The sequence below is a fragment of the Psychrobacillus sp. FSL W7-1457 genome, from assembly GCF_038593405.1.
Classification (GTDB): Bacteria; Bacillota; Bacilli; order Bacillales_A; family Planococcaceae; genus Psychrobacillus.
Genome location: NZ_CP151993.1, coordinates 247,367 through 269,633, shown reverse-complemented (window position 1 = coordinate 269,633; position 22,267 = coordinate 247,367). Strand labels below are relative to the sequence as shown.

25 protein-coding genes are annotated in these 22,267 nt (G+C 37.4%); 8 read left to right on the top strand and 17 right to left on the bottom strand.

Annotated features, from left to right (window positions below; translation table 11 throughout):
- Window positions 1-146: 146 nt before the first annotated feature.
- The 3 genes from NSQ95_RS01435 to NSQ95_RS01425 are packed head-to-tail and all read right to left on the bottom strand — an operon-like array spanning window position 147 to window position 2,539.
- Complete coding sequence (locus NSQ95_RS01435; RefSeq protein WP_340886596.1) at window positions 147-485, bottom strand: DUF2185 domain-containing protein; 339 nt, start codon at window positions 483-485, stop codon at window positions 147-149.
- The gene (locus NSQ95_RS01430) at window positions 478-1,014 is read right to left on the bottom strand and encodes an ankyrin repeat domain-containing protein (protein WP_340886594.1); all 537 of its coding nucleotides are present in this window, start codon (window positions 1,012-1,014) and stop codon (window positions 478-480) included. Before NSQ95_RS01430 ends, NSQ95_RS01435 begins: the two co-directional genes overlap by 8 nt.
- Before the next feature lie 7 nt (window positions 1,015-1,021).
- Window positions 1,022-2,539 carry a T7SS effector LXG polymorphic toxin gene (locus tag NSQ95_RS01425; RefSeq protein ID WP_340886592.1) on the bottom strand — a complete coding sequence of 506 codons (1,518 nt, stop codon included), beginning with the start codon at window positions 2,537-2,539 and terminating at the stop codon, window positions 1,022-1,024.
- Between the two features lie 530 nt (window positions 2,540-3,069).
- On the opposite strand from NSQ95_RS01425, the gene NSQ95_RS01420 reads away from it, so the two are divergent.
- The 6 genes from NSQ95_RS01420 (at window position 3,070) to NSQ95_RS01395 (ending at window position 8,758) form a co-directional block, all read left to right on the top strand.
- On the top strand, window positions 3,070-4,224 hold the full coding sequence (locus tag NSQ95_RS01420) for an ABC transporter substrate-binding protein (protein ID WP_340886590.1): 1,155 nt from the start codon (window positions 3,070-3,072) through the stop codon (window positions 4,222-4,224).
- A gap of 69 nt (window positions 4,225-4,293) precedes the next feature.
- Window positions 4,294-5,178, top strand: a complete 885-nt coding sequence (locus NSQ95_RS01415) for a branched-chain amino acid ABC transporter permease (RefSeq protein ID WP_169360078.1) — start codon at window positions 4,294-4,296, stop codon at window positions 5,176-5,178.
- Between the two features lie 7 nt (window positions 5,179-5,185).
- On the top strand, window positions 5,186-6,166 hold the full coding sequence (locus tag NSQ95_RS01410; protein ID WP_340886588.1) for a branched-chain amino acid ABC transporter permease: 981 nt from the start codon (window positions 5,186-5,188) through the stop codon (window positions 6,164-6,166).
- Window positions 6,138-6,911 (top strand): ABC transporter ATP-binding protein, encoded by a 774-nt coding sequence (locus tag NSQ95_RS01405; RefSeq protein WP_340886586.1) that lies wholly within the window; start codon window positions 6,138-6,140, stop codon window positions 6,909-6,911. The genes NSQ95_RS01410 and NSQ95_RS01405 overlap by 29 nt, the downstream gene beginning before the upstream one ends.
- Window positions 6,904-7,614: an ABC transporter ATP-binding protein gene (locus NSQ95_RS01400; protein ID WP_340886962.1), complete on the top strand. Its 711-nt coding sequence runs from the start codon at window positions 6,904-6,906 to the stop codon at window positions 7,612-7,614. Before NSQ95_RS01405 ends, NSQ95_RS01400 begins: the two co-directional genes overlap by 8 nt.
- Before the next feature lie 19 nt (window positions 7,615-7,633).
- Entirely contained in the window at window positions 7,634-8,758 is a 1,125-nt protein-coding gene (locus NSQ95_RS01395) for an alpha-hydroxy-acid oxidizing protein (protein ID WP_340886584.1), read from the top strand.
- 227 nt (window positions 8,759-8,985) lie between these two features.
- On the opposite strand, the gene hpaB is transcribed toward NSQ95_RS01395, so the two are convergent.
- Window positions 8,986-10,416, bottom strand: coding sequence for a 4-hydroxyphenylacetate 3-monooxygenase, oxygenase component (gene hpaB / locus NSQ95_RS01390; protein WP_340886581.1), 1,431 nt, complete (start codon window positions 10,414-10,416; stop codon window positions 8,986-8,988).
- 193 nt (window positions 10,417-10,609) lie between these two features.
- Here hpaB and NSQ95_RS01385 point away from each other — a divergent pair, with 193 nt between their 5' ends.
- Window positions 10,610-10,954, top strand: a complete 345-nt coding sequence (locus NSQ95_RS01385; RefSeq protein ID WP_340886578.1) for a hypothetical protein — start codon at window positions 10,610-10,612, stop codon at window positions 10,952-10,954.
- A gap of 96 nt (window positions 10,955-11,050) precedes the next feature.
- Here the strand turns inward: NSQ95_RS01385 and NSQ95_RS01380 are convergent, their stop codons facing one another.
- Window positions 11,051-11,677 (bottom strand): hypothetical protein, encoded by a 627-nt coding sequence (locus tag NSQ95_RS01380; protein WP_340886576.1) that lies wholly within the window; start codon window positions 11,675-11,677, stop codon window positions 11,051-11,053.
- Between the two features lie 172 nt (window positions 11,678-11,849).
- Complete coding sequence (locus NSQ95_RS01375) at window positions 11,850-12,734, bottom strand: SDR family oxidoreductase (RefSeq protein WP_340886960.1); 885 nt, start codon at window positions 12,732-12,734, stop codon at window positions 11,850-11,852.
- A 162-nt stretch (window positions 12,735-12,896) separates the two neighbouring features.
- On the opposite strand from NSQ95_RS01375, the gene NSQ95_RS01370 reads away from it, so the two are divergent.
- The gene (locus NSQ95_RS01370; RefSeq protein WP_340886998.1) at window positions 12,897-13,061 is read left to right on the top strand and encodes a hypothetical protein; all 165 of its coding nucleotides are present in this window, start codon (window positions 12,897-12,899) and stop codon (window positions 13,059-13,061) included.
- Between the two features lie 62 nt (window positions 13,062-13,123).
- Here NSQ95_RS01370 and NSQ95_RS01365 read toward each other — a convergent pair whose 3' ends face one another.
- The 11 genes from NSQ95_RS01365 to NSQ95_RS01315 all read right to left on the bottom strand — a co-directional run bounded on the left by NSQ95_RS01365 (window position 13,124) and on the right by NSQ95_RS01315 (window position 21,734).
- On the bottom strand, window positions 13,124-13,882 hold the full coding sequence (locus NSQ95_RS01365) for an SDR family oxidoreductase (protein WP_340886574.1): 759 nt from the start codon (window positions 13,880-13,882) through the stop codon (window positions 13,124-13,126).
- A 588-nt stretch (window positions 13,883-14,470) separates the two neighbouring features.
- Complete coding sequence (locus NSQ95_RS01360; RefSeq protein ID WP_340886572.1) at window positions 14,471-15,289, bottom strand: SDR family oxidoreductase; 819 nt, start codon at window positions 15,287-15,289, stop codon at window positions 14,471-14,473.
- A 10-nt stretch (window positions 15,290-15,299) separates the two neighbouring features.
- A complete protein-coding gene (locus NSQ95_RS01355) occupies window positions 15,300-15,998 on the bottom strand; it encodes an SGNH/GDSL hydrolase family protein (RefSeq protein WP_342560146.1) in 699 nt (232 codons plus the stop codon).
- Between the two features lies 1 nt (window position 15,999).
- Window positions 16,000-16,593 carry a TetR family transcriptional regulator C-terminal domain-containing protein gene (locus NSQ95_RS01350; RefSeq protein ID WP_340886568.1) on the bottom strand — a complete coding sequence of 198 codons (594 nt, stop codon included), beginning with the start codon at window positions 16,591-16,593 and terminating at the stop codon, window positions 16,000-16,002.
- A 159-nt stretch (window positions 16,594-16,752) separates the two neighbouring features.
- Window positions 16,753-17,223, bottom strand: coding sequence for a GNAT family N-acetyltransferase (locus NSQ95_RS01345; protein ID WP_340886565.1), 471 nt, complete (start codon window positions 17,221-17,223; stop codon window positions 16,753-16,755).
- Between the two features lie 23 nt (window positions 17,224-17,246).
- Window positions 17,247-17,588, bottom strand: a complete 342-nt coding sequence (locus tag NSQ95_RS01340; RefSeq protein ID WP_340886561.1) for a hypothetical protein — start codon at window positions 17,586-17,588, stop codon at window positions 17,247-17,249.
- Between the two features lie 106 nt (window positions 17,589-17,694).
- Window positions 17,695-18,174 (bottom strand): hypothetical protein, encoded by a 480-nt coding sequence (locus tag NSQ95_RS01335; protein WP_340886559.1) that lies wholly within the window; start codon window positions 18,172-18,174, stop codon window positions 17,695-17,697.
- Between the two features lie 67 nt (window positions 18,175-18,241).
- The gene (locus NSQ95_RS01330) at window positions 18,242-18,439 is read right to left on the bottom strand and encodes a hypothetical protein (RefSeq protein WP_340886556.1); all 198 of its coding nucleotides are present in this window, start codon (window positions 18,437-18,439) and stop codon (window positions 18,242-18,244) included.
- A gap of 176 nt (window positions 18,440-18,615) precedes the next feature.
- Complete coding sequence (locus tag NSQ95_RS01325) at window positions 18,616-19,818, bottom strand: glycine betaine/L-proline ABC transporter ATP-binding protein (RefSeq protein WP_340886554.1); 1,203 nt, start codon at window positions 19,816-19,818, stop codon at window positions 18,616-18,618.
- The gene (locus tag NSQ95_RS01320) at window positions 19,815-20,675 is read right to left on the bottom strand and encodes an ABC transporter permease subunit (RefSeq protein WP_340886552.1); all 861 of its coding nucleotides are present in this window, start codon (window positions 20,673-20,675) and stop codon (window positions 19,815-19,817) included. Before NSQ95_RS01320 ends, NSQ95_RS01325 begins: the two co-directional genes overlap by 4 nt.
- A 63-nt stretch (window positions 20,676-20,738) precedes the next feature.
- A complete protein-coding gene (locus NSQ95_RS01315; RefSeq protein WP_251555085.1) occupies window positions 20,739-21,734 on the bottom strand; it encodes an ABC transporter substrate-binding protein in 996 nt (331 codons plus the stop codon).
- Window positions 21,735-22,267 lie beyond the last annotated feature (533 nt).

Sequence of the window (22,267 nt, the reverse complement as noted above, 5' to 3'; positions counted from 1 at the left end):
TAGCATGATAGGAATGTTTGTGCGCCCTGTGCTTCCTTTACGATTAACAGCATAGACAAAAAGAAAAGGACGCCCATTGTTGGACGTCCTGTGTTTCTCTATTTAAACGTTCTCCATACTCCAAAGCTAGGAAGCATCATCTACGCCTACGCTAGAATCTGTTCAATTGACGTTATCTTATCTGCCACCAAATCATAAAAACCGATGTGTACGTTTTCTTCATAAACCCAAAACAAATCGGTCCCGTAAGGAGCATCAAAAATTTCTAGCATCTGTGGTGCTAACGAATAAATAGTTTCAGCATTTACAATGACAAAGTTATCCGGATTGTTCACATATTCATCATCATCTAACTCCGAGAAAAGATTCCAGCCGTTTAACTGAGGTATAGAACTCGGTTCTCTAAAGCTATATCTGATTGGCACGCCATTAAAGACATTTTTAGAAACCATAAAACCACCATATGCATCGTTTTTATTATCCATGCTCATACTCCTTTACTATTTCCAAAAATTCAATTCTCCAAGGAAACTCTTTAGCGTAGTCTACTATTGATTTATTAAAGGTATCCTTTATATTCACATCAGACCCCTCTTTCACTAAATAAGAATAAATCTCCTTCATATCCTCTGTAGTGTTTTTATTGACTGTTATCGCATATTTTAAGGGAATTGAATGGAACTTATCTAAACCATTTACATCTACACCGTTTTTCACCAGCAGTCTCACAACTTGTTCCATATAGTCTTTTGGACCTTTCATAACGTTAAAAAAGAAAGTATGTAGAGCATTTCTTTTATATAAAGAATCTGTAAAAGAAATATCTACACCATTTTCTAATAGGTACTGGATAATCGTCAGCTTATCATCGGGTTTCTCAGAATTAAGCATTGCGGTAGACAATAAATTTAACTTGCTATGTGGATTTATCTGATTTACTTCTCCATTATAGAAACTTTTAAAATCTTCAAAGGTTCCTTTAAGTACTGCATCAAACACATTTGTTATTTTCATATCCTTATCATTTCCCTTCGAATTTACGACTCCTATTTGCTCCAGGACTCTCTATCCTAAAGTTTTCGGGGTTAAATTGGAACTCTTTCAATTCTTCTAAAGTTATTTCACGATTTCTATATTTTTCAAACATAGGATGATACTCATAACCTTGTCGATGTCCAAAGTCTACCGCACCTTTTCTTGGTTGACCAGGCTTCCAGTCAAGGACCTCCATTGTATTTGGATCACGTAAAATGCCATCAGGTCCAACATTGTCGTCATATACCTTCCGTTCAAACTCTAATTTTTTGTCACCTGATAATTGTGGTCTTCCACGTGGTTTTCCATTTTTTATATATGGTCCATTTTCTATAGGAGGTAACTCATCTATAATTCTAGAGGCATCTCTAACCTTATCTGCCGCCTTTGAAGCATCAGCAGCGTTGTCTACAGCTTTGACTGCTGCCGAACCACCTTTTACAAGTTTTCCAACGGGAAGAGGGATAACAGAGGCGGCAGCTATTCCTTTATCTAAAAAAGATGCATTTGGATCTGTTAATGTTCTGATATCATCCATAATCAGAAAATCAGCGACTACTTCAAAACCGTTTTTATCCTCTGACTCCTGTGCTTCCTCTACTTTGGATACTATTTCATATTGAATTTGGTCGGATTCAATTTTTTGAAACTCTTTTACGATAAGTCCATTGTCATAAACATGATACCTGACAAACAACATAGTATCATCCAGTTCCCCTTCAACTGATTTAATTCTACCATTTTCCATAATACTCAGTATCTCTGGATCAATCTCCGTCCCTATTAATTCGTCTACGTTGTCTCCTGCAGTACAAGTAATCATTGGATATGTCTTAGAATCTACTATATCTTTTAATTCACTGTTCAACGTCATTGCTTTCCATTGGTTCGTCTCAAATCTAATATCTGTACGTCCGGATAAAAATAATGATTCAATCATAGAAATCCATTGATTCATTAAATTAATACCTTCCTCTATAGCGGATAATGCATTGTTTTGAGAGGTATCAAACTCATGAAGCTTGTCTATCGTTTCATCTTTATCTTTTCTTGCATTACTTACACCTTCTTGCACCATGCTATCATCTAATTGAGGAAGAGCTACAATATCACTAACTTGGCTTATCATATCATTTGATTGGTTAGTTAAATCACTAGTAAGCTGGGAAAAACTCGTAAGCCCAGTCTCTATTTCTCCCTCCAAATACGCCTCCCGTATATAGCCTTCTTTACTTGACTCCAGTGATTCTAAAGCATTATTTATGTTGACTAATGTTTCTGAGAAATGTTGAGAAAATAATTGAAAGGTTTGATGTAGAGGGAGATGACACTCTTCATAGAAGGACTTAATCGCTGTTCCTCCTTTCCCTTTCAGTACTTCGTCCATTGCTATTAATGCTTCGATAGATTGCTGTATAGCAGTCATTTCAGTTCTTAATCTCTCCTGTTGATTCCCAATCCGCTGAAGTCCATTTTCTAATAAGTCTACATCTAATATTTTCATAGTATGTTTTTCCTCTTAGCTCTTCTAACGACCTTACAACCATCCCCTGTTTGCTTGCCTATGCACATAAAACTCCTCCTTTAAAAAATCAATATTAGTTATAATATTCCATTTTTGTATATAGAGGTAAAGTCAGAACTCTGTTATAAACAACAAATAATTCCAAAGTAATTGAATTTTTAATTTTATTATGATAAAAGGCTCACGAGTAAATTGATCTATATAAATAAAAGCGTATGGACTAATCTTAATCTCTAATGACACCTAAGTCGGAAGTAAACTAGAATTTTTATAAGTTATTCCCACTAGTTGAATACGTAATATTATCCCTAATAGCTTTATTTTTAAATAATTTAATCTTATTAATCTTTTTTTTGAAACCTATATTTGCATGCTTAGTTCTAGATTTCATATATCAATATATTATTATTTTATTATTTAAATTATTCAAAATATTAACTTTACATTATAGAGTTAATAGTTTTAATATAGATATATGTTTTATAAATCTTTTTCAGGGGGTTTGGGGTATGGGAAATGTTTTTAAAAAGTTATCTATTATTCTTACCATTACGATGTTAGTTTTCCTGGCAGCTTGTGGAGCTGGGGAGTCTTCAAATGGAGAAAGCAGTAAGGACGCAAATGGCACGATTTCAGCCAAAATAGGGGTTATTTCTTACATGACAGGTCCAGGCGCAGCTTATGGGGAAGCGATTACAAATGGATTAAAGCTAGCTTTAGAAGAAATTAATGAAAAGGGCGACGTAAAGATTGAGCTTGTCATCGAGGATTCTGTCGGAAAACAAGAGCAGGCATTATCTGTTGGTCAAAAATTAATGAGCCAGGATGACATTGTTGCCATTATAGGGCCAACGTTAAGTACGGAAATGAACGTAGTCGGTCCTGAGGCTGACATTAATGGGATCCCAATCATGGGGACTTCTACAACAGCGGCTGGTATTCCTCAAATCGGAGATTATGTATTCCGTAACTCTATACCGGAATCTTTGGCTATTCCAGCAGCATTAGAAAAGGCAGTAGACAAATACGGTGCTAAAAAAGTAGCCATTTTATATGGGAACGATGACTTATTCACTCAATCTGGATTCGATACGATGAAGGCTGAAGCTGAAAATATGGGACTAGATATATTAACAATCGAGACGTTCCAAAAAGGACAGTCTGATTATAATGCGCAGCTTACTAAGATTAAAGATCTTCAGCCAGATTTAATCTTGGCTTCCGCACTATACAATGAAGGTGCAGTAATCATGGATCAAGCGAGAAAAATGGGCATTGATGTTCCTTTTGTAGGAGGGAATGGTTTCAACTCACCTCAGGTAATTGAAATTGCTGGGGAAGCAGCTAACGGATTAATCGTTGCAACTCCTTGGTTTGCTGATAAACCTGATGAAAAAGTGAAGGCTTTTGTAGAGAAATATGAGACAGAGTACGGGCACAAACCAGACCAATTTGCTGCACAGGCCTATGATGCTCTTTATATTTACGCAGAGGCACTAAAAAATGCTGGGGAAGCAGATCGTGATGCACTCCGCGATGCTCTAGCTGAAATAAAAGATTTAGAAGGTATTCTTGGGAAGATCTCTTTTGACGAAGAAGGCGATGTAATCATGGACCCTACTGTACTAATCATTCAGGATGGGGAATTTAAATTATTTGAGTAAGCAAATAAAATCTAACGATTATAGGTAAGGGTGAATAGCCCTTACCTTATTTTGAAAGGGTGAGCTATCATGCTTTTAGAACAAATTATTAACGGTATAACACTCGGAAGCATTTATGCTATTGTTGCCCTTGGATTTACACTTGTCTTTGGTGTACTCGGCATTATTAACATGGCTCATGGAGAAATTTTCATGATAGGTGCTTTTATAGGGGTATTGGTAACTAGTGTATTAGGATTACCACTTTGGGTAGCATTTCTCTCAGCAGTAATCGTTACAGCTATCTTGGGCTATTTGTTAGAAAAGATTGCACTTCGGCCTCTTCGAGGGAAACAGGGTGTTTCACATCTTGCTCCTTTAATTAGCACTATTGGGGTTTCCATTTTGTTGGAAAACCTTTCGCATCATTTGTTTGGAGCCGGTAATCATCCGTTTCGACATTCTTTTGCACAAATTCAAATCCAAGTTGGTTCAATCACTATTTATTTAGTACAGATTTTAATCTTTGCGATTTCTATTACCCTTATGATCGTACTTTCGTATTGGCTCTCTAAAACGAAAGCTGGAAAGGCTCTGCGCGCTACTGCCGAAAACTTAGAGACCGCTAGTCTACTGGGTGTAAATACGAAACGTACTATTACAACAACTGTCATACTTGCCTCTGCCCTTGGTGGAATAGCAGGAATTCTAGTAGGTATGGCCTTTAACTCCGTCAATCCACAGATGGGCTTGTCCATGGGCTTAAAAGGTTTAGCCATTATCATATTAGGCGGCATGGGAAATGTAAAAGGTGCAATGGTTGGAGGATTACTCCTTGGTCTTTCTGAAACAATGATTGTTGCCTACGGAGATTCTGGGTATAGAGATGCCGTTGCTTTCGTTGCTATTATCTTTATCCTTCTCATACGTCCACAGGGTATTTTCGGCAAGAAAACTGCTGAGGTAGGAAGGTGATGATCATATGCTAGGAGAAATTTTAAATCCATACTATTTACAGATTATCTCTTTTATTCTTATCAATATTATCTTAGGGATAAGCATTTACATAACGCTTTCCTCCGGGCAATTATCTTTAGGAAATGCAGGTTTCATGGGTATCGGAGCCTATACTTCTGCCCTCTTAACCATCAACTTTGAGGTCCCTCTTTATTTGAGTATTGTTTTGGGAGCAATAGTTGCAGGGGCTTTCGGAATTTTAATTGGTATTCCTGCATTAAGATTGAGTGGAGTTTATCTAGCTATTGCAACACTCGGTTTTGGAGAAGTACTTCGAGTGATTTTTGTGAACTGGGACTCAGTGACCAAAGGCTCGATTGGCTTGTCTGGTATACCTCATCTTGGTAGAGAGCTGTTTCAATTTTTAAGAGATTTAGGATTTGATCCCGATATGCTTGGACTTAAAAACAATCAAGCTATTTATTTAATAGTAGTACTTGTTTTATTGATCATTACTATATTTATTGTTTGGTTTTTTATCAGACAGAACAAGTCACGTGTCGGTAGAGCATACGCTGCCATTAAAATGGATGAAAAAGCGGCAGAAGCAATGGGTATTAACATCACTTATTACAAAGTATTGTCCTTTACACAAGGTGCAATTTTGGCTGGCTTTGCTGGTGCTCTTTACGCACATGTATTAGCTTATATCAGTCCTGCAGACTTTGCTTATCACCGTGCCATTGATATTTTAATCTTCTCCATTTTTGGTGGAAGCGAGGTTATTTGGGGAGCAATATTCGGAGCAACCTTTATGACACTACTTCCAGAGGCATTACGATTTATTAGTGAGTATCGATATATGATTTACGGGATTATTCTAATTGTATTGATGGCTTTCCGCCCACAAGGAATTATAGATGTTCCCGTATTAAATTGGCTAAAACGAACATTTACATTTAAAAGGAGGGATTCCAATGGTATTAGAGTTAAAAAATATAACTAAAAACTTTGGTGGAATCTCAGCCTTAACGGACGTTTCATTCCAAATCAACGAAGGAGAAATTTTCGGATTAATCGGACCTAATGGGGCTGGTAAAACAACCATGTTCAATATAATAACTAATATGTTCGCCCCTACTTCTGGAGAGATCTTGTTTTTAGGGAAAAACATTTCAGGTATGAAGCCTCATAAAATCACAGATAAGGGAATCTGTCGTACGTTTCAAAACATCAGGTTGTTTTCTCAAATGTCCGTCTTGGAAAATGTATTGGTAGGTGCCCATTGTCGAAATAAATCCGGTGTTTTAAAAAGTGTACTTAGAACAAAGTCACAAAAACAAGAAGAGAAAGGTAATTACGAGACGGCTTTGGAGCTGTTAGAGTTAGTGGGTCTCTCTCCATACGAAGAAACGATTGCAGAGAACTTAGCTTACGGTCAACAGCGAAGATTAGAAATAGCCCGCGCCCTGGCAAGTAATCCAAAACTATTATTATTAGATGAGCCTGCAGCTGGTATGAATGAAACAGAAACAGAGAACCTATTTGAGTTGATAAAAAAAGTTCAAAAGCGTGGAGTAACTGTTTTACTGATTGAGCACGACATGCCTTTTGTGATGAAGCTTTGCGACAGAATTGCAGTTTTAAATTTTGGGAAGAAGCTTGCTGAAGGTACTCCTACTGAAATTCAAAATAATCAGGATGTAATAGAAGCTTACCTCGGATCAGAGGAGGATGAAGAAATTGCTTAAGGTAACAGGAATTGAAACATTTTATGGAAAAATACAAGCTCTTAAAAATGTAAACCTTGTAGTAGAGCAAGGGCAGGTCGTCACCCTCCTCGGTGCAAACGGTGCCGGGAAAACTACAACGATGAAAACAATTACAGGCCTACTAAAGCCTCAAAAAGGAACTGTGGAGTTTTTAGGTGAGAACATTACTGGCATGAGACCTGACCAGCTTGTCAGAAAAGGTATTGCCCTTGTCCCTGAGGGAAGGGCTATCCTCTCTAGCATGACCGTTCTAGAGAACCTGGAAATGGGCGCTTATCACCGTAATGATAAGGACATAAAAAAAGATTTGGAAAATGTTATGGAACAGTTCCCTATTTTAAAAGAACGGGAGGATCAGTTAGGCGGTACCTTATCCGGTGGACAGCAGCAAATGCTCGCCATCGCAAGAGCACTGCTATCCAAACCGAAGTTACTATTGCTAGATGAACCTTCTATGGGGCTAGCACCATTAATAGTTGCCGATATCTTTAAAATGATTCGTGAAATTAAAGCCAGCGGTACGACTGTATTGTTGGTGGAACAAAATGCAAAGCAAGCACTGAAGGTTGCGGATTATGGTTATGTCATGGAAACCGGAAAAATCATTATTAACGGAGAAGCAGATAGCTTACTAGAAGACCCAAGAGTTGTTGAGGCATATTTAGGTAAGAAAACGAGTTAGTATTTAAGGAGGAGCTTATATGACCCGTTCTATTTCACAGTTGGAGTTACCACATTCGATTTCTCTTTTAGAAGAATTGGCCTCTAAATCTATTGAAACAGGACCGTTTACATACGTCCATAGTGGTGCTGGTAATGAAAGCACCCTTCGCGCCAATGAGGCAGCCTTTGAGGATTGGTGTATCGTCCCTCAATATTTAAATGATGTGAGCAGTCGAGACACCTCCACTACTTTGCTGGGAACTACCTTCCCTTCCTCTTTTGCACTTGCACCAATCGGGGTTCAAAGTATTTTCCATCCTGAAGGTGAACTGGCTTCCGCACGTGCTGCTGCAGCATGTGGAGTCCCTTTTATAGCTAGTACATTATCCTCTTATCCTTTAGAGGAAATTGCAGCTAATCTAGGAGACACCCCTCGCTGGTATCAGTTGTATTGGTCCAATGATGAGGAAATGGCGATAAGTATGGTTCGTCGCGCAGAAAAAGCAGGTTATTCTGCTATCGTCATTACGATTGACACCTCCCTTCTTGGAAATAGGGAGCGTGATTTGAACAATCGCTATTCTCCTTTAAAACTGGGAAAAGGTGCTGCTAACTACTTATACGACCCTGTCTTTCAGGATCGATTTACTAGCCCCCCTTCCGCTGACGATCCGGAGGTCATCAAAAGTATTGTTGATATTATCTTTAATCCTTCATTAACTTGGGAAAACCTTAAAACCATTAAGGAGCACACCAAGCTTCCTATTTTACTGAAAGGTATCCTTCATGAGGAGGATGCAAGAAAAGCTTTACTCCACGGAGTCGATGGAATTATAGTCTCCAATCACGGAGGCAGGCAGCTGGATGGCTGTATTTCGTCATTAGAGGCACTCCCATCCATCGCGGAAGTCATTCAGGGGAATATTCCAGTGTTATTGGATAGTGGTATCAGACGGGGCTCTGATGTCATTAAAGCAAAAGCTCTTGGGGCAGATGTAGTTTTACTGGGCAGACCTTTTATCTATGGTTTGGCCTCTGCCGGCGAACAAGGAGTTGAGCACGTCCTACGTAACATGATTAATGATATTGATGTTACTTTAGCATTATCTGGTTGTGCATCGATGAACGAGGTTAATTCATCGCTTATTAGAAGAAAGAAATAAACTTATTTAGCCATACTAAAGGCAAGCATGCTATTTTTCGCATGCTTGCCTTTTCAAATTATGTGATAAGTGATTGGAACCGACCGATTATTTGTCTGAACCGACCGGTTTTCTGTGCGAACCGTCCGATTATTCGTCTCGACCGACCGATTAATTGCCCTAACCGACCGATTATTAGTATTAGCTAATAAAACAAGGTAGGGTTCTGACCAGTTATCTCCCTGCAACTATAAAATATCTTTAATACGTTGAACATAAGGCTCTTTATCATAGGCAAAGTAGAGCTGGCTTGCTACGCGAATTGGATCTCCAAAGAAAAAACGCTCATAAATGGTTTGTCTTGTTCCGAAGGGACTCATCGTAAGATCCCAAGCAAGGCGGAATAGCTTTACACGTTCTTCAGCTGGGGCTGCCTTTGCCTGCAAGTATTGATCGAGGTCCTTTCTAATCGGTGAGTTAAAATCATTTTCTGTTGGAATGGTCATTAGTCCACTAGCACCCAATAGCTGTACGATTTCCGCTAGTCTTGGGTATACCTTCGGATACACAGTAATAGCAGCATGCAATGTAGTTCTATCTGGCTCCATTAAACCAAAACGATTTATTTTCGCATCTATCTCTGATTTCATTAACAACGCTTTTAAAGATTCTAATGCTACAATTACCTCTGCCGCCTTTTCCTGAACATGCTGATATTCTGCTATATTAATAGTTTTGATAATAGACTGGACAATTCCTAAGACAAATTCAGTTTTAACAATCTGTCTAGATATTACCTGGTGTAGGGTGAACGGTTGAAAGGAGCTGCTAGTCATAAAATCATTGGCCGTCATAGTGTCATCATAAATAAATACACGGTCCCACGGGACTACAGCATCATCAAAAACCACAATGGTATCCATTTCATCATATTTGGAGCTCAGCGGATAATTAAAGGAAGAATCTCCCCCTACTAATGACTCCCGACATATAAATTTTACGCCCTTCGTGTTACTTGGGATAGAGAAAAAATATCCTTTTCCTTCATCTAAAATTGAACCAATGGAGTACACTAAAATTTCATCTGTCATACCACCTTGCGTTGCAAGCAGACGAGCACCTTTTAAAATAATTCCTTTTTCATTTTCACCGATGACCTTAGCTGCAATTGGTTCTTTTTCATTTTCTAAATAGTAGAAGGTCCGATTTACCTGTGGCTCAATAAAACTGTGAGTTAAAGTTAAATCATTTTCTCGTACATATTCAAAGTAGGATTGGAGATACTGAGGGAAACAGCTATTTTTACCTTCCAGTAATTTTGCGGAAGACGCATAAGCCATTAAAGTTGTATTCATATAATCAGGACTTCTTCCCATTAGACCATTGGTCGCTCGAGCCCATTCCTGAACCATCAACCTTCTTTTAGCCAAATCTTCTTTTGATTTTGGCTCTAAAAAAGACACTCCCACAGATTCTCCTGTAGTTGGGGAAGAATAGGTTAATATTTCTTTTAATTTTGAGTCATGCTGCATATCAAATAATGCTGCTTGGCTCTTCATGACCCCTTTGAATGCGGGGTGTTCGGAAATCTTCCCCGTTACTCTTTTTCCGTCAACCCAAATTTCCGAATTCAACTGATCTATCCGGTCTATATATTGTTTTCCTGTAATAGCAGGCATAGGCACTCTCCTAAATGATGCTTCATAATTATTCTTATCTGCTTATACTATTACGATTTTTCTTGAAAGGTGACAGTTTGGGAAGAGCTATCATTTGACATCATATATTCAGTATTTTAGGATAACTATTTAAGGGATAACTTTTATTCCATGAAAAACGCTTCAAATAAAAATGATGAAGGAGTCCTGGAAAGTGAAAAAATTATTAATTGCTATCGTGGGATCTGTTATACTAGCTGGTTGCTCAGCTACTGAAGAGGAAGTATCAGATGTATCTCCCGTTGAATTAGAAGAAGAACTACCAAAGGAAAATCAAGCCCTCAATGATTTTCCAGAGTATCCTATTTTAAATAATATTATTGATCTGCAAGTATATGTAGCAAATATTGAGACTGATAACGAAGGGACTCGAGTGATTTTCTTTGAAGACACTGATGGCAATAAAATATATAAAAGTGTGTTCGTTAAAAATGAGAGTTACTTAAAAGTTATAGAGCTAGAGGACGGAGAAGGAATTCTTTACAATGAGGTCATATAAAAACAGCCCCTAGAAAAAACTTAGGGACTGTTTTTTTCGTGTACTATATTCATGTAATAATTAGGTCTTATCAATAATCAGGAATCTAGAAGATTCTTACTCCTCTTCTACCGTCTCTTTCTTTTCTTCTCCATCAACAAAATAGTTAATGGTATTTTCTTCAGTATCCACTTCAATTGGTTGGTCCACATCCACATCAATTCTTGAAGCTATTACTTCTTCATCTTCTTTAGAGTATTTATAGGTTGCTAATGTTTTGTTTGTATCATCACTTTCTTGAGTAACAAGTACTTCAGTACCGTTACTGAATGTTAATTTGTCTTCTAGGATTTCTATTTTCAAGCTGTTATCAATCGGAACATTTTGAGAAATGGCCCACTTTTCATCGGTTTCATTATACTTCCCAATTAAAAGACCCTGGGGCTCCTCTTTAGCTTGTGTATAAGGAATAACTACTTCGGGGATTGTATCCTCATCAAATTGGACGATTACGGCTTGTCCAAATTCTGGCTCAGTTAAATCATTTTCCTCCCACCATTTACTTTGGTTAGATAATGCTAGCCATTCTTCATCTGTCACCTCTAGTGAAAATTCCTCATCTTCTACGACTTCTTCTTGCTTGGTTTCTTCAGTTTGGTCCTTTTGCTTCACTGTCGTCTCCTCATCAGAGCAGGCTGCAAGCAACAGAGTAAGAGCAGTGACACCTAAAATCCTCTTTTTCATAACAAATACCTCCTTTAAAACTGAATGCCCCTACAACTATTACAAAATTCGACATTCATTTTATCTATATAACCTAAACACATGGATGATAAACTCAGTAAAGGAAAAATTAGTATTTCTATATACAAACACAAAAGACCAAATCACAAGGACATGGTCTTAACAGAACTTTTTAAGAAGAAGTGATTTGCCCGCCATTAACATGAAGGGTTTGACCAGTGACAAACCGTGAATCATCTGAGGCTAGATAAACAAAGGTAGGTGCTAGCTCGAAAGGTTGACCTTGTCGTTCCATCGGATTGCCAGCTTGTGTAACCTCATCTGCTGAAAAGCTAGCAGGGATCAACGGTGTCCATATTCTGCCTGGTGCAATTGCATTTACTCGAATACCTTGGCTTACTAGGTTATTTGCAAGGGCGCGAGTAAACCCTACATTTGCGGCTTTAGTAGCCGTATAATCCATTAAATGCTTATGTCCTTCATATGCAACGACTGAAGCAGTATTAATAATAGAGCTCCCGGGCTTAAGATGTGGTAAAGCTGCTCGCGTTGTGTAGAAATGGGAATAAATATTAACTTTAAACGTATCGTCAAATTGCTCATCTGTAATATCTAAAAGACTTAGCTGCTGGAATTGAATTCCTACATGATTACATAAAACATCTAACTGCCCAAAAGCTTGAACAGTTGCATCCACTATATGCTTACAATGCTCCTTGTCTCGCAAATCTCCCGGCAACAGTAAACAACGTTGCCCAAGCTCCTCTATCCTATTTTTTGTACGATAGGCATCTTCATGCTCATCAAGATAAGCAATGGCGACGTCTGCTCCTTCCTTAGCAAAGGCAATAGCTGCAGCCGCTCCCATCCCACTGTCTCCTCCTGTTATTAAGATAGCCTTGCCAAGTAATTTACCCGTTCCTGTATAGTTAGGATTTTCTATAATTGGCCTTGGATGCATCAGACTTTCCAGACCAGGCTGTCTTAGCTGACGCTGCTCTGGTACAGTGATAGGAACCTCTTGAAATTTCGTTATTTTACCGAAGTTTGGATACATCGGGTAGTTTAGATTGTGTTCATGCTGTTCCAAGACATTCTCCCTTCAGGTTTAGTATCCAATCATCTTATGTGTATCCTCTTATTAAGGTGAATATCCTATTCCATCCCTGTTCCTTATTCACGTTAAAAAGAATAAGCTAAATCCAAAGGAGGAATGCTGTTGAACAGACATGAAGAGGTAGAAAAATTACTTATAAATCACTCCGACAAAAAGGTAAATGTGCAATATGCTTCGAATGCCAAACCATTTGAATTACCCGAAATTGGAGCAAGACCACCATATTATTGCCACCCAAACTACGAAGCCTATTATCCGCTTATTTAATATACTTTTAGCTAATTAAAAACCCCTTCTCCAAATAAGGAGAAGGGGTTTTGATGAAGATATTAGTAGGAAAGCCAGCCTGCATCTGCTGTTATGACAGTTCCATTAACAAAGCTGGATTCGTCAGAAGCAAGGAACAATGCAACCGTTGCAATTTCTTCTGATTTACCCATTCTTGGATTGTTACCCATCCCTAATCGAATACGGCCCATTCCTTTTTCACTAATACTTGTCATAGAATTATTAATGTTCGTTTCCACTCCACCTGGTGCTATTGCATTACAACGTATACCTTGATCAGCATACATGTATCCAGTGTTTTTAGTGAATCCTACTACTGCATGCTTAGAGGCTGTATAAGCGCCGCCCGCTCGAGATCCTTGTAGTCCACCAACAGAGGCAACATTGATAATAACTCCCTTTTGCTTCTCTAAAAAGATTGGCAATACCTTTCTCGTTGAACGCATGACGCTTGTTGTATTAACTGAGAATATTCTTTCCCAGTTGCTATCTTCAATATCTCCAGCAGGCTCGAAGTTGTCCATTATACCTGCGTTGTTTACTAAAATATCAACCGTACCATACGTACTTACCGTCGTATCAATAAGATTTTGAATATCCTCTTCTTTTGCAACGTTGGCAGTTATGGCTAGTGCCTCTCCGCCATTTGATTTAATCTCATCAACTGTTGCCTTTGCCGTTTCTTCATTTAAATCTGAAACCACAACCTTAGCTCCCTCTTTTGCATAGAGAACTGCAATCGCCTTGCCCATCCCTGAACCCGCACCTGTTACTACTGCTACTTTATCTTGAAGTCTCATTTCAACTACCTCCTCGGCTTGATTGAATGCGCTTACATTATTATGATTTAGTAGTACATAAACCATCTCGTACTATCTTTAGTTTAGTTAATAATATCCATTTTTGCAATATATAATATGCGAAAATTCAAATAATTTAAACTATGTTAAAGGGAAAGGTTGATAAATGGTATTAATATAATAACAGGATATAGTGCAATTGTTTTCAGCTTTCCGCTTCAATCAATAAATTGAAAGTAAAGATCACTTATTACAGCTATTAGATTATCTTCTTGAACAAAGGAATCACATACTTGCACTATTACAGTTTGAACAAGTTGAAAAGCATTTACTGTTCTTAATGAAAGATTTAATCGTCACCCGGAGAATTCAATCTAAAAATATAAGAAAAAAATCATGGTAGATACAGATATTAAGACCGCCTCTATATCGGGGTAATCATGTGGTGGATAAAAGATGGCTTGCACTTAGATTCCGAATATATTGCCGAGCAAATTAATCTACTGTATCGAACTTGACCTTGTTTTCTTTATAGAGAGCACTTGACCTGGTATTTTAGGACATGACTAGACAGAGGGATTCTATAGCCTATGATATACGAGCTCTCCTTCCAACTTTGCAAACATAGTCCATTAGCTTACTATGTGCTAGTGGGAACAAGGAAAAGAAGATATCCATTGTTCGTCGCATGGGCATCGGACAAATAATGGGGGCATTTTGATGAACACCATTTATGGCAATCTTAGCTAGCTTTTCAGGAGTCATTAACTTTTGCTTTTTCATCTGTTGAATCATTTTATGCTTATCCATATTAATAGCTATAGCATTTGAAAAGATAGGCGTATCTACAAATGTGGGACAAAGTACACTTACTTTCACGCCATGTTCTTTTGCCTCATAATGCAATGAGGTTGTGAGCCCAATTACAGCATGTTTCGTGGCGGAGTATGCTGCAGTAAGAGAAGAGGGCCCCATTCCTGCCGCCGAAGATGTATTTATGATATGACCAAAGCCTTGCTCTTTCATGATCTTGTAGCCTATCTGTGTCCCATGTATGACTCCCCAAAGATTGACATTTACGATATGTTTCCAGTCCTCTATTGAAACATCATACAATTCACCATACATAGTAATTCCAGCGTTATTGAACAGATAATCCAGTCTACCATGTTCGTTAAAAGTATTCTTAACCAACTCTTCCATACTTATTTGATCAGCTACATCCACATACTCATACCGCGCACAGCTCTGTGGTCGATTAAGCTCATCCTCCACAACTTTACCTTCTATCTTATTTACATCTGCTATTATGACAAATACCTGTTGAGTGATGAGTTCTTCGCAAATTGCTTTACCAATTCCGGAAGCTCCACCAGTAACAATCGCAACTTTTCTTTTTGTGTCCATGATTACCCCCTTAAGAAACTTCCATAATTGAACTATCACCAAGTGTACTTCTGATCACAGTGGCATATTCATCTGCAACAATTCTTGCTCCGGTGCTGTTCAGATGTATTCCGTCTAAGGTAAGTTTTAAACCACGCTGGCTTGATAATCGATCAATCCTTGCTTCACTTTTGTAGAAGAATACATCGAACATAACTCGAAATGGATTAGTTGAAATATAAGTGGAGCTGTTCGTGTTAGCCAATTCTTTCTCAAAAATCGTTTGGAGATTCATATAATCCATTAGCTTTTTTTCACTTAAAGACTGGATAAGAACAGATAATTCTTTAATTTCCTTGTTAGTCTGATTTTCAATATATTCACCTACTATAGAGGGTGAAACCGTCACCATCTTCTTGGTAGAAGGCATCACTATTTTTAACACTTGTTGGTAAAGCTTTATAAATTCATCATGATTTTCAGCAACTGGCTGCGCCTGAACCTTTAATAGCTTTGAATATACATCGTTCGTACCAATCCATAGAAAGGTTAAATCATAATCAGAATCTAAACTAGTTTTGATCAATCGGCTATATAGACTTTTTACAGTCTCCCCTGGTTTTCCAAGATTCACAAACGAATCGCTCGGAAACTTCTCTTTTAAAATATTTACAAACGAAACGCCAGGGCGTCCCTCAGTTAAACTGTCACCAATTAATGCAACTTTCATATCAGTTTCCCCTTTTCTTTATTGAACTTAAAAATATAGTGATTGCTTGTTCAAATAAAGGCTCAAGTGACTGTAATGGCTGTGTATTGGTCAATTGACATAATCCCCCGAGCCAAGTTCCTAACAGGGCAGTCCATTCATCAACATTGCCGTTTTCGAACTCATCACATTCAATTCCTTCTATAAAGATTGAACGATAAGAGCTCATCGGCACTACCGCAAGTTCATATAACTTTCGGACCGATTCCAATGATGATTTAGGATTAGCCGCTAATTCCTCTCCAGCCTTAAGCAATGGAGTTTGATAATTGTACAAAACATGCTTGGCCATTCCGTACCATTTTTCAGAGGCTGATGAATAATTTTGTTCGACATCCGTCCATTTTGAATACCAATCATGCATGGAATTCTGTGCTAATAGGACAAACAACTTCTCTTTGTTTTCAAAATGATAGTAAATGTGACCTTTACTAAATCCAGAAGCTTTAGAAACATCTGCGATTGAGGTCTGATTGTAGCCATGTAATGAAAACAATTCAAAAGCCTTTTCCTTAATGATTCGTTTTGCCTCTTCACTGTCATAACGCCTACTCAATACAAAATAATCTCCTTCCGTCAATTTGAACGACCGTTCTAATTTTATTGTATGATTAATTCCTCCAAAATAAAAGTTTATTTTCTGAATTTTTAGCTTTATTTTACAAAATAAAAAAGAGCAACAATGTAGAGTTACCCTTCTAATAGAAATAATAATTCAAGTTTGTATGTCTCCATTTATTTTGGATACCCATTCGTATTGAATGTCAGGTAAATTTTCTTCGTTTTCATGCCCTCTACTTATCACTTCAAAACCATGTTTTTCATAAAACTGCTGTGCATTTTTATTTACCTCAAATGTGTACAATGTTAATTTCCCACTAGATTTCACTTTTGCTTTATCTAGTAATGCTCGACCTATACCGATTCCTTGATACTCTATGTGAATATATAGTTGGCTTATTTCCCTGTCATTATAGGCGATCATCCCAACTACTTCTTCATCCATTAACGCTAACTCTATTTGAAATTGTTCCGTTAAAATATGATTTAAAAAATAAACGTGTTTTTCGAAGTCGTGAATTTCTTTTTGGCCAATAGCCTGTTCCTTACTTTTCCGCCACATATCCACTGTTTTTACTGCGTACTTAGGGTTATACGGAATAATTTTGATCTTATGGTGTAGCATATAATACCTCCTTAAACATAAAACTATTCTTCACAAAAATTATCTATATTTGAGTGGATGTAGTATCCAGCCATGGTGACTTTTCCGTTACTAAATAAATTGAAAGATTTTGTCTCACCTTCATTATTTTCGAGTGTAGAGAGATGCTCCAGATCAAATTCCATCTCTTGTGTACCTTCTCTTTTTGATTCGTTGATTTCCCTAATCACTTTTTTAATGGTTTTTTCGTTATCAATTTCAATTATTTCACCATCTATACATCCAATTGTAAGTTTAATCATCTCATCATTTAATAAGGGTTCATTGAATTGACTACAGGAGCATAAGAACAAGATACATAGGCAATAGAGTGACATTCTCTTCATTTATTCATCTCCTAAAGACTTAAAATGACTTCTAAATAAGTTATAGTGTCCCATAAACACCCAAATTCAGACCTTAGACATGAAATGCGCCCTGTTTCTAGTACCACTATTGGATCCATTCCATCACAAACAATTTTTGTTCTTTCGCATTTGAAATAGCCAGTATATAACTATTATCCTCTTCCAATTTATAAAAATATTTATCCTCTTCTTCAAAAGTCACAGGATTCTCTTGAAATAACATATTAAACTGCTGTGTATCCTTATTAATATTAGCCACATCTTTTTGAAACTTTTTAAGGTGTCCAGATACAGTGTCAAAGGAATCTTCATTAATTGAAATCCAACCATCTTTGTCCTCTAATTTCTTTTCAATAGATTTATAATGAAGTACATGAAATACTTCTCCCTCGCTAGGAAATCCATTTCTTGTATGAAAGACTGTTTCTATCTTGGTTGGTCTTGGGATTCCTATCTCCCAATTCAACTTCCATTCGGTATATTGGGAAATATAATTCCAATTCACTGTTATTAAAACTATTATTAATAAAGGAACTGGAATCCAAATAAGTAATTTCTTTTTCACCTAAACTCTCCTTTAATATGAATGATAATTCTATTGTATTCACCAAAATATATAATCATTTTCTTAATTATCTCGAGTTAAATCCCATACTCCATGAACAAAAGCTAAACAGCCCAGTTAAAAAGAAGGATAACAAAATAACCTCTATTGAAACTACATTTTCACTACTAAATACTAGCCAAGCAAATATGCCAAAGTAGAAGGCAACGAAAGCCAATATTGCTCTGATGTTGTTCTTTACTATTTTTATTAGGCTATTTTCCATGGATAACTCTCCTTCTGTCCAATTCTCAAACAACACTATGTTTACATGTTAAATTTTAACATAATCAACCAAATAATATTCCATTTATTACACATGTTGTTTTCATTTTTCATCTTTAAATGGTCAAAATAAAAAGCCCAAAAGACGACATAATGGCCTTTGGGCTTTCTTGATATTTATATTTCTTCTGATTCCTCTATCGGATCACTTATTAAACTTGCCAATACATGCACTCGTAAAATAATTCCTTTCATCGTACCTTCCTCGTCTGTGACAACGAGAGGATACCTGGAATCAAGTACCTGTTGTATTAAATCTTGTACATATTCTTCTGGATGTACAGTTTTTACTTCCTTCGACATCGCTTCTTGTAAGGTTTTCTTTTGTTTCATCCCTTCAATAGCTTGGTCGATAGTAATGATACCTTGTAGCTGCCGCTTTCTGTCAACTACAAACGCACTCGAGTTACCATTCTCTCTCATTACCTGGATTGCAACATTTAGTCCATCCTTTAAGGATACTAATCCATTTGGCTTAGACATGATGTGCTCGGCCTGAAGAATTTTCGTACGGTCAATATCGCGTATGAATTCGGAAATATAACTGCTTGCTGGATTTTCCAGAATCTCTTCTGGTGTGCCAATTTGCTCTACTTTTCCGTTTTTCATAACCGCTACACGATCGCCAATTTTAAATGCTTCGTTAACGTCATGTGTAATGAAAATAATTGTTTTTTGCAGACGGTTTTGGATATCTAAAAGCTCTAGCTGCATTTCTCTACGGATTAGTGGGTCAAGTGCACTGAAGGGCTCGTCCATTAATAGGATGTCTGGATCGTTCGCAAGCGCTCTTGCGATGCCTACTCGCTGACGCATACCGCCAGAAAGCTCATCAGGATATTGGTTTTCATAGCCTTTAAGACCGACCGTCTCTAAATGCTTCTGAGCAATTTCCTGACGCTCCTTCTTGGACATTCCTCTAATTTCTAATCCATACTCGATATTTTCTAATACGGTACGGTGACTAAACAGTCCAAAGTGTTGAAATACCATTGCTATTTTCTTTTGACGATAGAATTTTAACTGTGTCTTATTGTAATCGACCACATTTTCCCCATCGACATAAATAGCACCTGAGGTAGGTCTATTCAATAAATTCAAGCAACGGATTAGGGTAGATTTGCCACTTCCAGACAGCCCCATAATGACGAAGGTCTCTCCTTCCATGATTTCCATAGAAGCATTGTACACTCCAACAGTATGCCCTGTCTTAGCTAATATCTCTTCCTTTGGTACACTCTTCTCTACCATTGGGATAATTTTTTTAGGGCGTGGTCCAAATATTTTGGAGACATTTTCTAGTTTTAATTTTACTGTCATGCTGCATCCCTCCTATGCTTCTGAAGGCGATTTGCAATTCCTCCGGTAACTCGGTCGATAATAATCGCTAGAAAGACGATACTAATTCCGGCTTCAAAACCTAGGGATATGTCAATTCGGTTAATCGCAAAGAGTACTCGTTCTCCAAGTCCCTGTGCCCCAACCATAGAACCAACAACAGCCATTGCAAGAGCCATCATCGTTGTTTGATTGATACCCGCCATAATTGTAGGTAAGGCTTGTGGTAGTTGAACTTTCATGAGCATTTGAGAGGAAGAGGAACCAAATGATTGTGCAGACTCTACAATTTCTTTATCTACACTTCGGATACCTAATTCTGTTAAACGGATTACTGGTGGTAAAGCATAAATGATTGTTGCAATAACTGCTGGTACATTTCCTAGTGGAAAGAAGAAAATTACTGGTATTAAGTAGACAAAGCTCGGCATTGTCTGCATTGCGTCTAATATTGGGCGCATGATTCTAGACATGGACTTACTAAAAGCCATTCCAACGCCTAGCGGAATGCCTATTACAAGAGATAAAATTACGGAGATTAGAACGATGGAAATCGTGGTCATCGTTTCCGGCCACAAATCAAAGGAGCCTATTAAGAAGATAAATGCCCCATAAAGCAATCCTCCATAAATATTATTAAAATACCACCCTATTAAAAAGATGATAACAATAAATAACCACCAAGGTATTGCTAATAGACCTGCCTCTAAGCCTTTAATCATAGAGGAAGAAATAATAAAGATAAAATCAAAGAATGCATCAAAGTTCGCGGCTAAAAAATCTACGAATTTTTCTACTACATCCCCGATTGGAAAACGTACATCTGGAAATTCTGTCATATAGTAGGACTGCAAAACATACAGTCGCAGGTCACCTCTCTTTTAGTTAGATTGAGTTATGAATTATTTTAAAGAAGCTTTAACTTTTTCTGCCACTTCTTCTGACACCCAAGCTGTCCAAATATCTTCATACTCTTTCATCCACCAAATAGCGGCTTCATCTGCTTCCACATCATTTTCTTGCATGTAATCTAAAGCACTTTCAGTTAAATCATTACTAGTTTCATAGTTACTTAAAAAGTCTACTACTTCCTTAGCTTGTGTTGGTAAATCTTTATGAACAGCAACCACTACATCATTCGGAGGAAATTCAGTTCCCTTCGAATCATTCCATGTTGCTTCATCGTATGGTGCGTCTTCTAATAGAGTTAAATCGTAGCTTGCTGTTACCCACGTTGGTGACCAATAATAACCTACCCACGGCTCGCCTTTTTTATATGCGCCAGCTAAATCTGCAACAATGGCAGAATCAGAGCCAGGTGCTAGATAGTTATATTGTTCGTCAAGGCCATATGTTTCAAGTTTCGTCCCCAAATACTCACTTACTACCCAACTGGATGGAGCACCGACCACTCGGCCTTTACTGCTATCTTCGGGATCTTGGAAAATTTCTGGATACTTCTCTAAGTCTTGAACTGTTTTTAAATCTGGAGCGATTGGTTCAATACCTCGTTCTGCATCTCCTTCTATCACGTAAGTTGGAACATATAATCCTTGCGCGTTATCAGCGAAATTAGTAGCTACCTTTATGATATCTCCACTTTCAATTGCTTTTTCATAGACATCTTTAATGTTATCGGTCCATACTTCCATATAGACATTTATGTCGCCCTTCTCAAGTGACTGCATTGTTGCTGCTGTTGTTCCACTTGTTACTTCGGTTTCATAACCATAACCTTCTTCGACGATTGTTTGAGCTATGCTATTGTGTAGGCGAATACTATCCCACCCTGCATCAGCAAACTTAATCACCTCAATATTGTCCTTGCTTGTCTCACTGCCACAGGCTGCAAGTACTAAAAGCGTGCAAAGTGAAAAAAATAACATAATCTTTTTCATTAGTTTGACTACCTCTTTTCATTCAGTTTTTAAATTAGACGTTCGATCGTTCCTCCTTCAAAATCTATAAATAATTGCTAAAATACTAAACAATTAAACTTCCCTGAATTTGGAAATTAAAGGACGCCTAATTTATAACTACTAATACTACTAAACAAATTTGTATATTGCAAATTTACTTAATAAATGATTGTTATTATTCTATCTTTATCTGAATATTATGTATCATTTTTATAGTTATTTATCATTAAATAATTAGTAAACCCTAGACAATCTATTCATACAAATAACGACGTAATTATTAATTATTTGTTATAATTCTTTTTTTGCTCGAGGGTGGCTTTGTCTAGGAGAAAGTATGCAGATAAATAGAGTAGATTTTGAATTTATCACCGTTCGGGGAAGGTTTATCACCGTTCACGCGAGTTTATCACCGTTCGTAGAGATTTATCACCGCTCATTAAGGTTTTATCACCGTTCATGGGATTTTATCACCGGTAGGGTTAATTTTTATTTTTTATCACCTTGCAAAA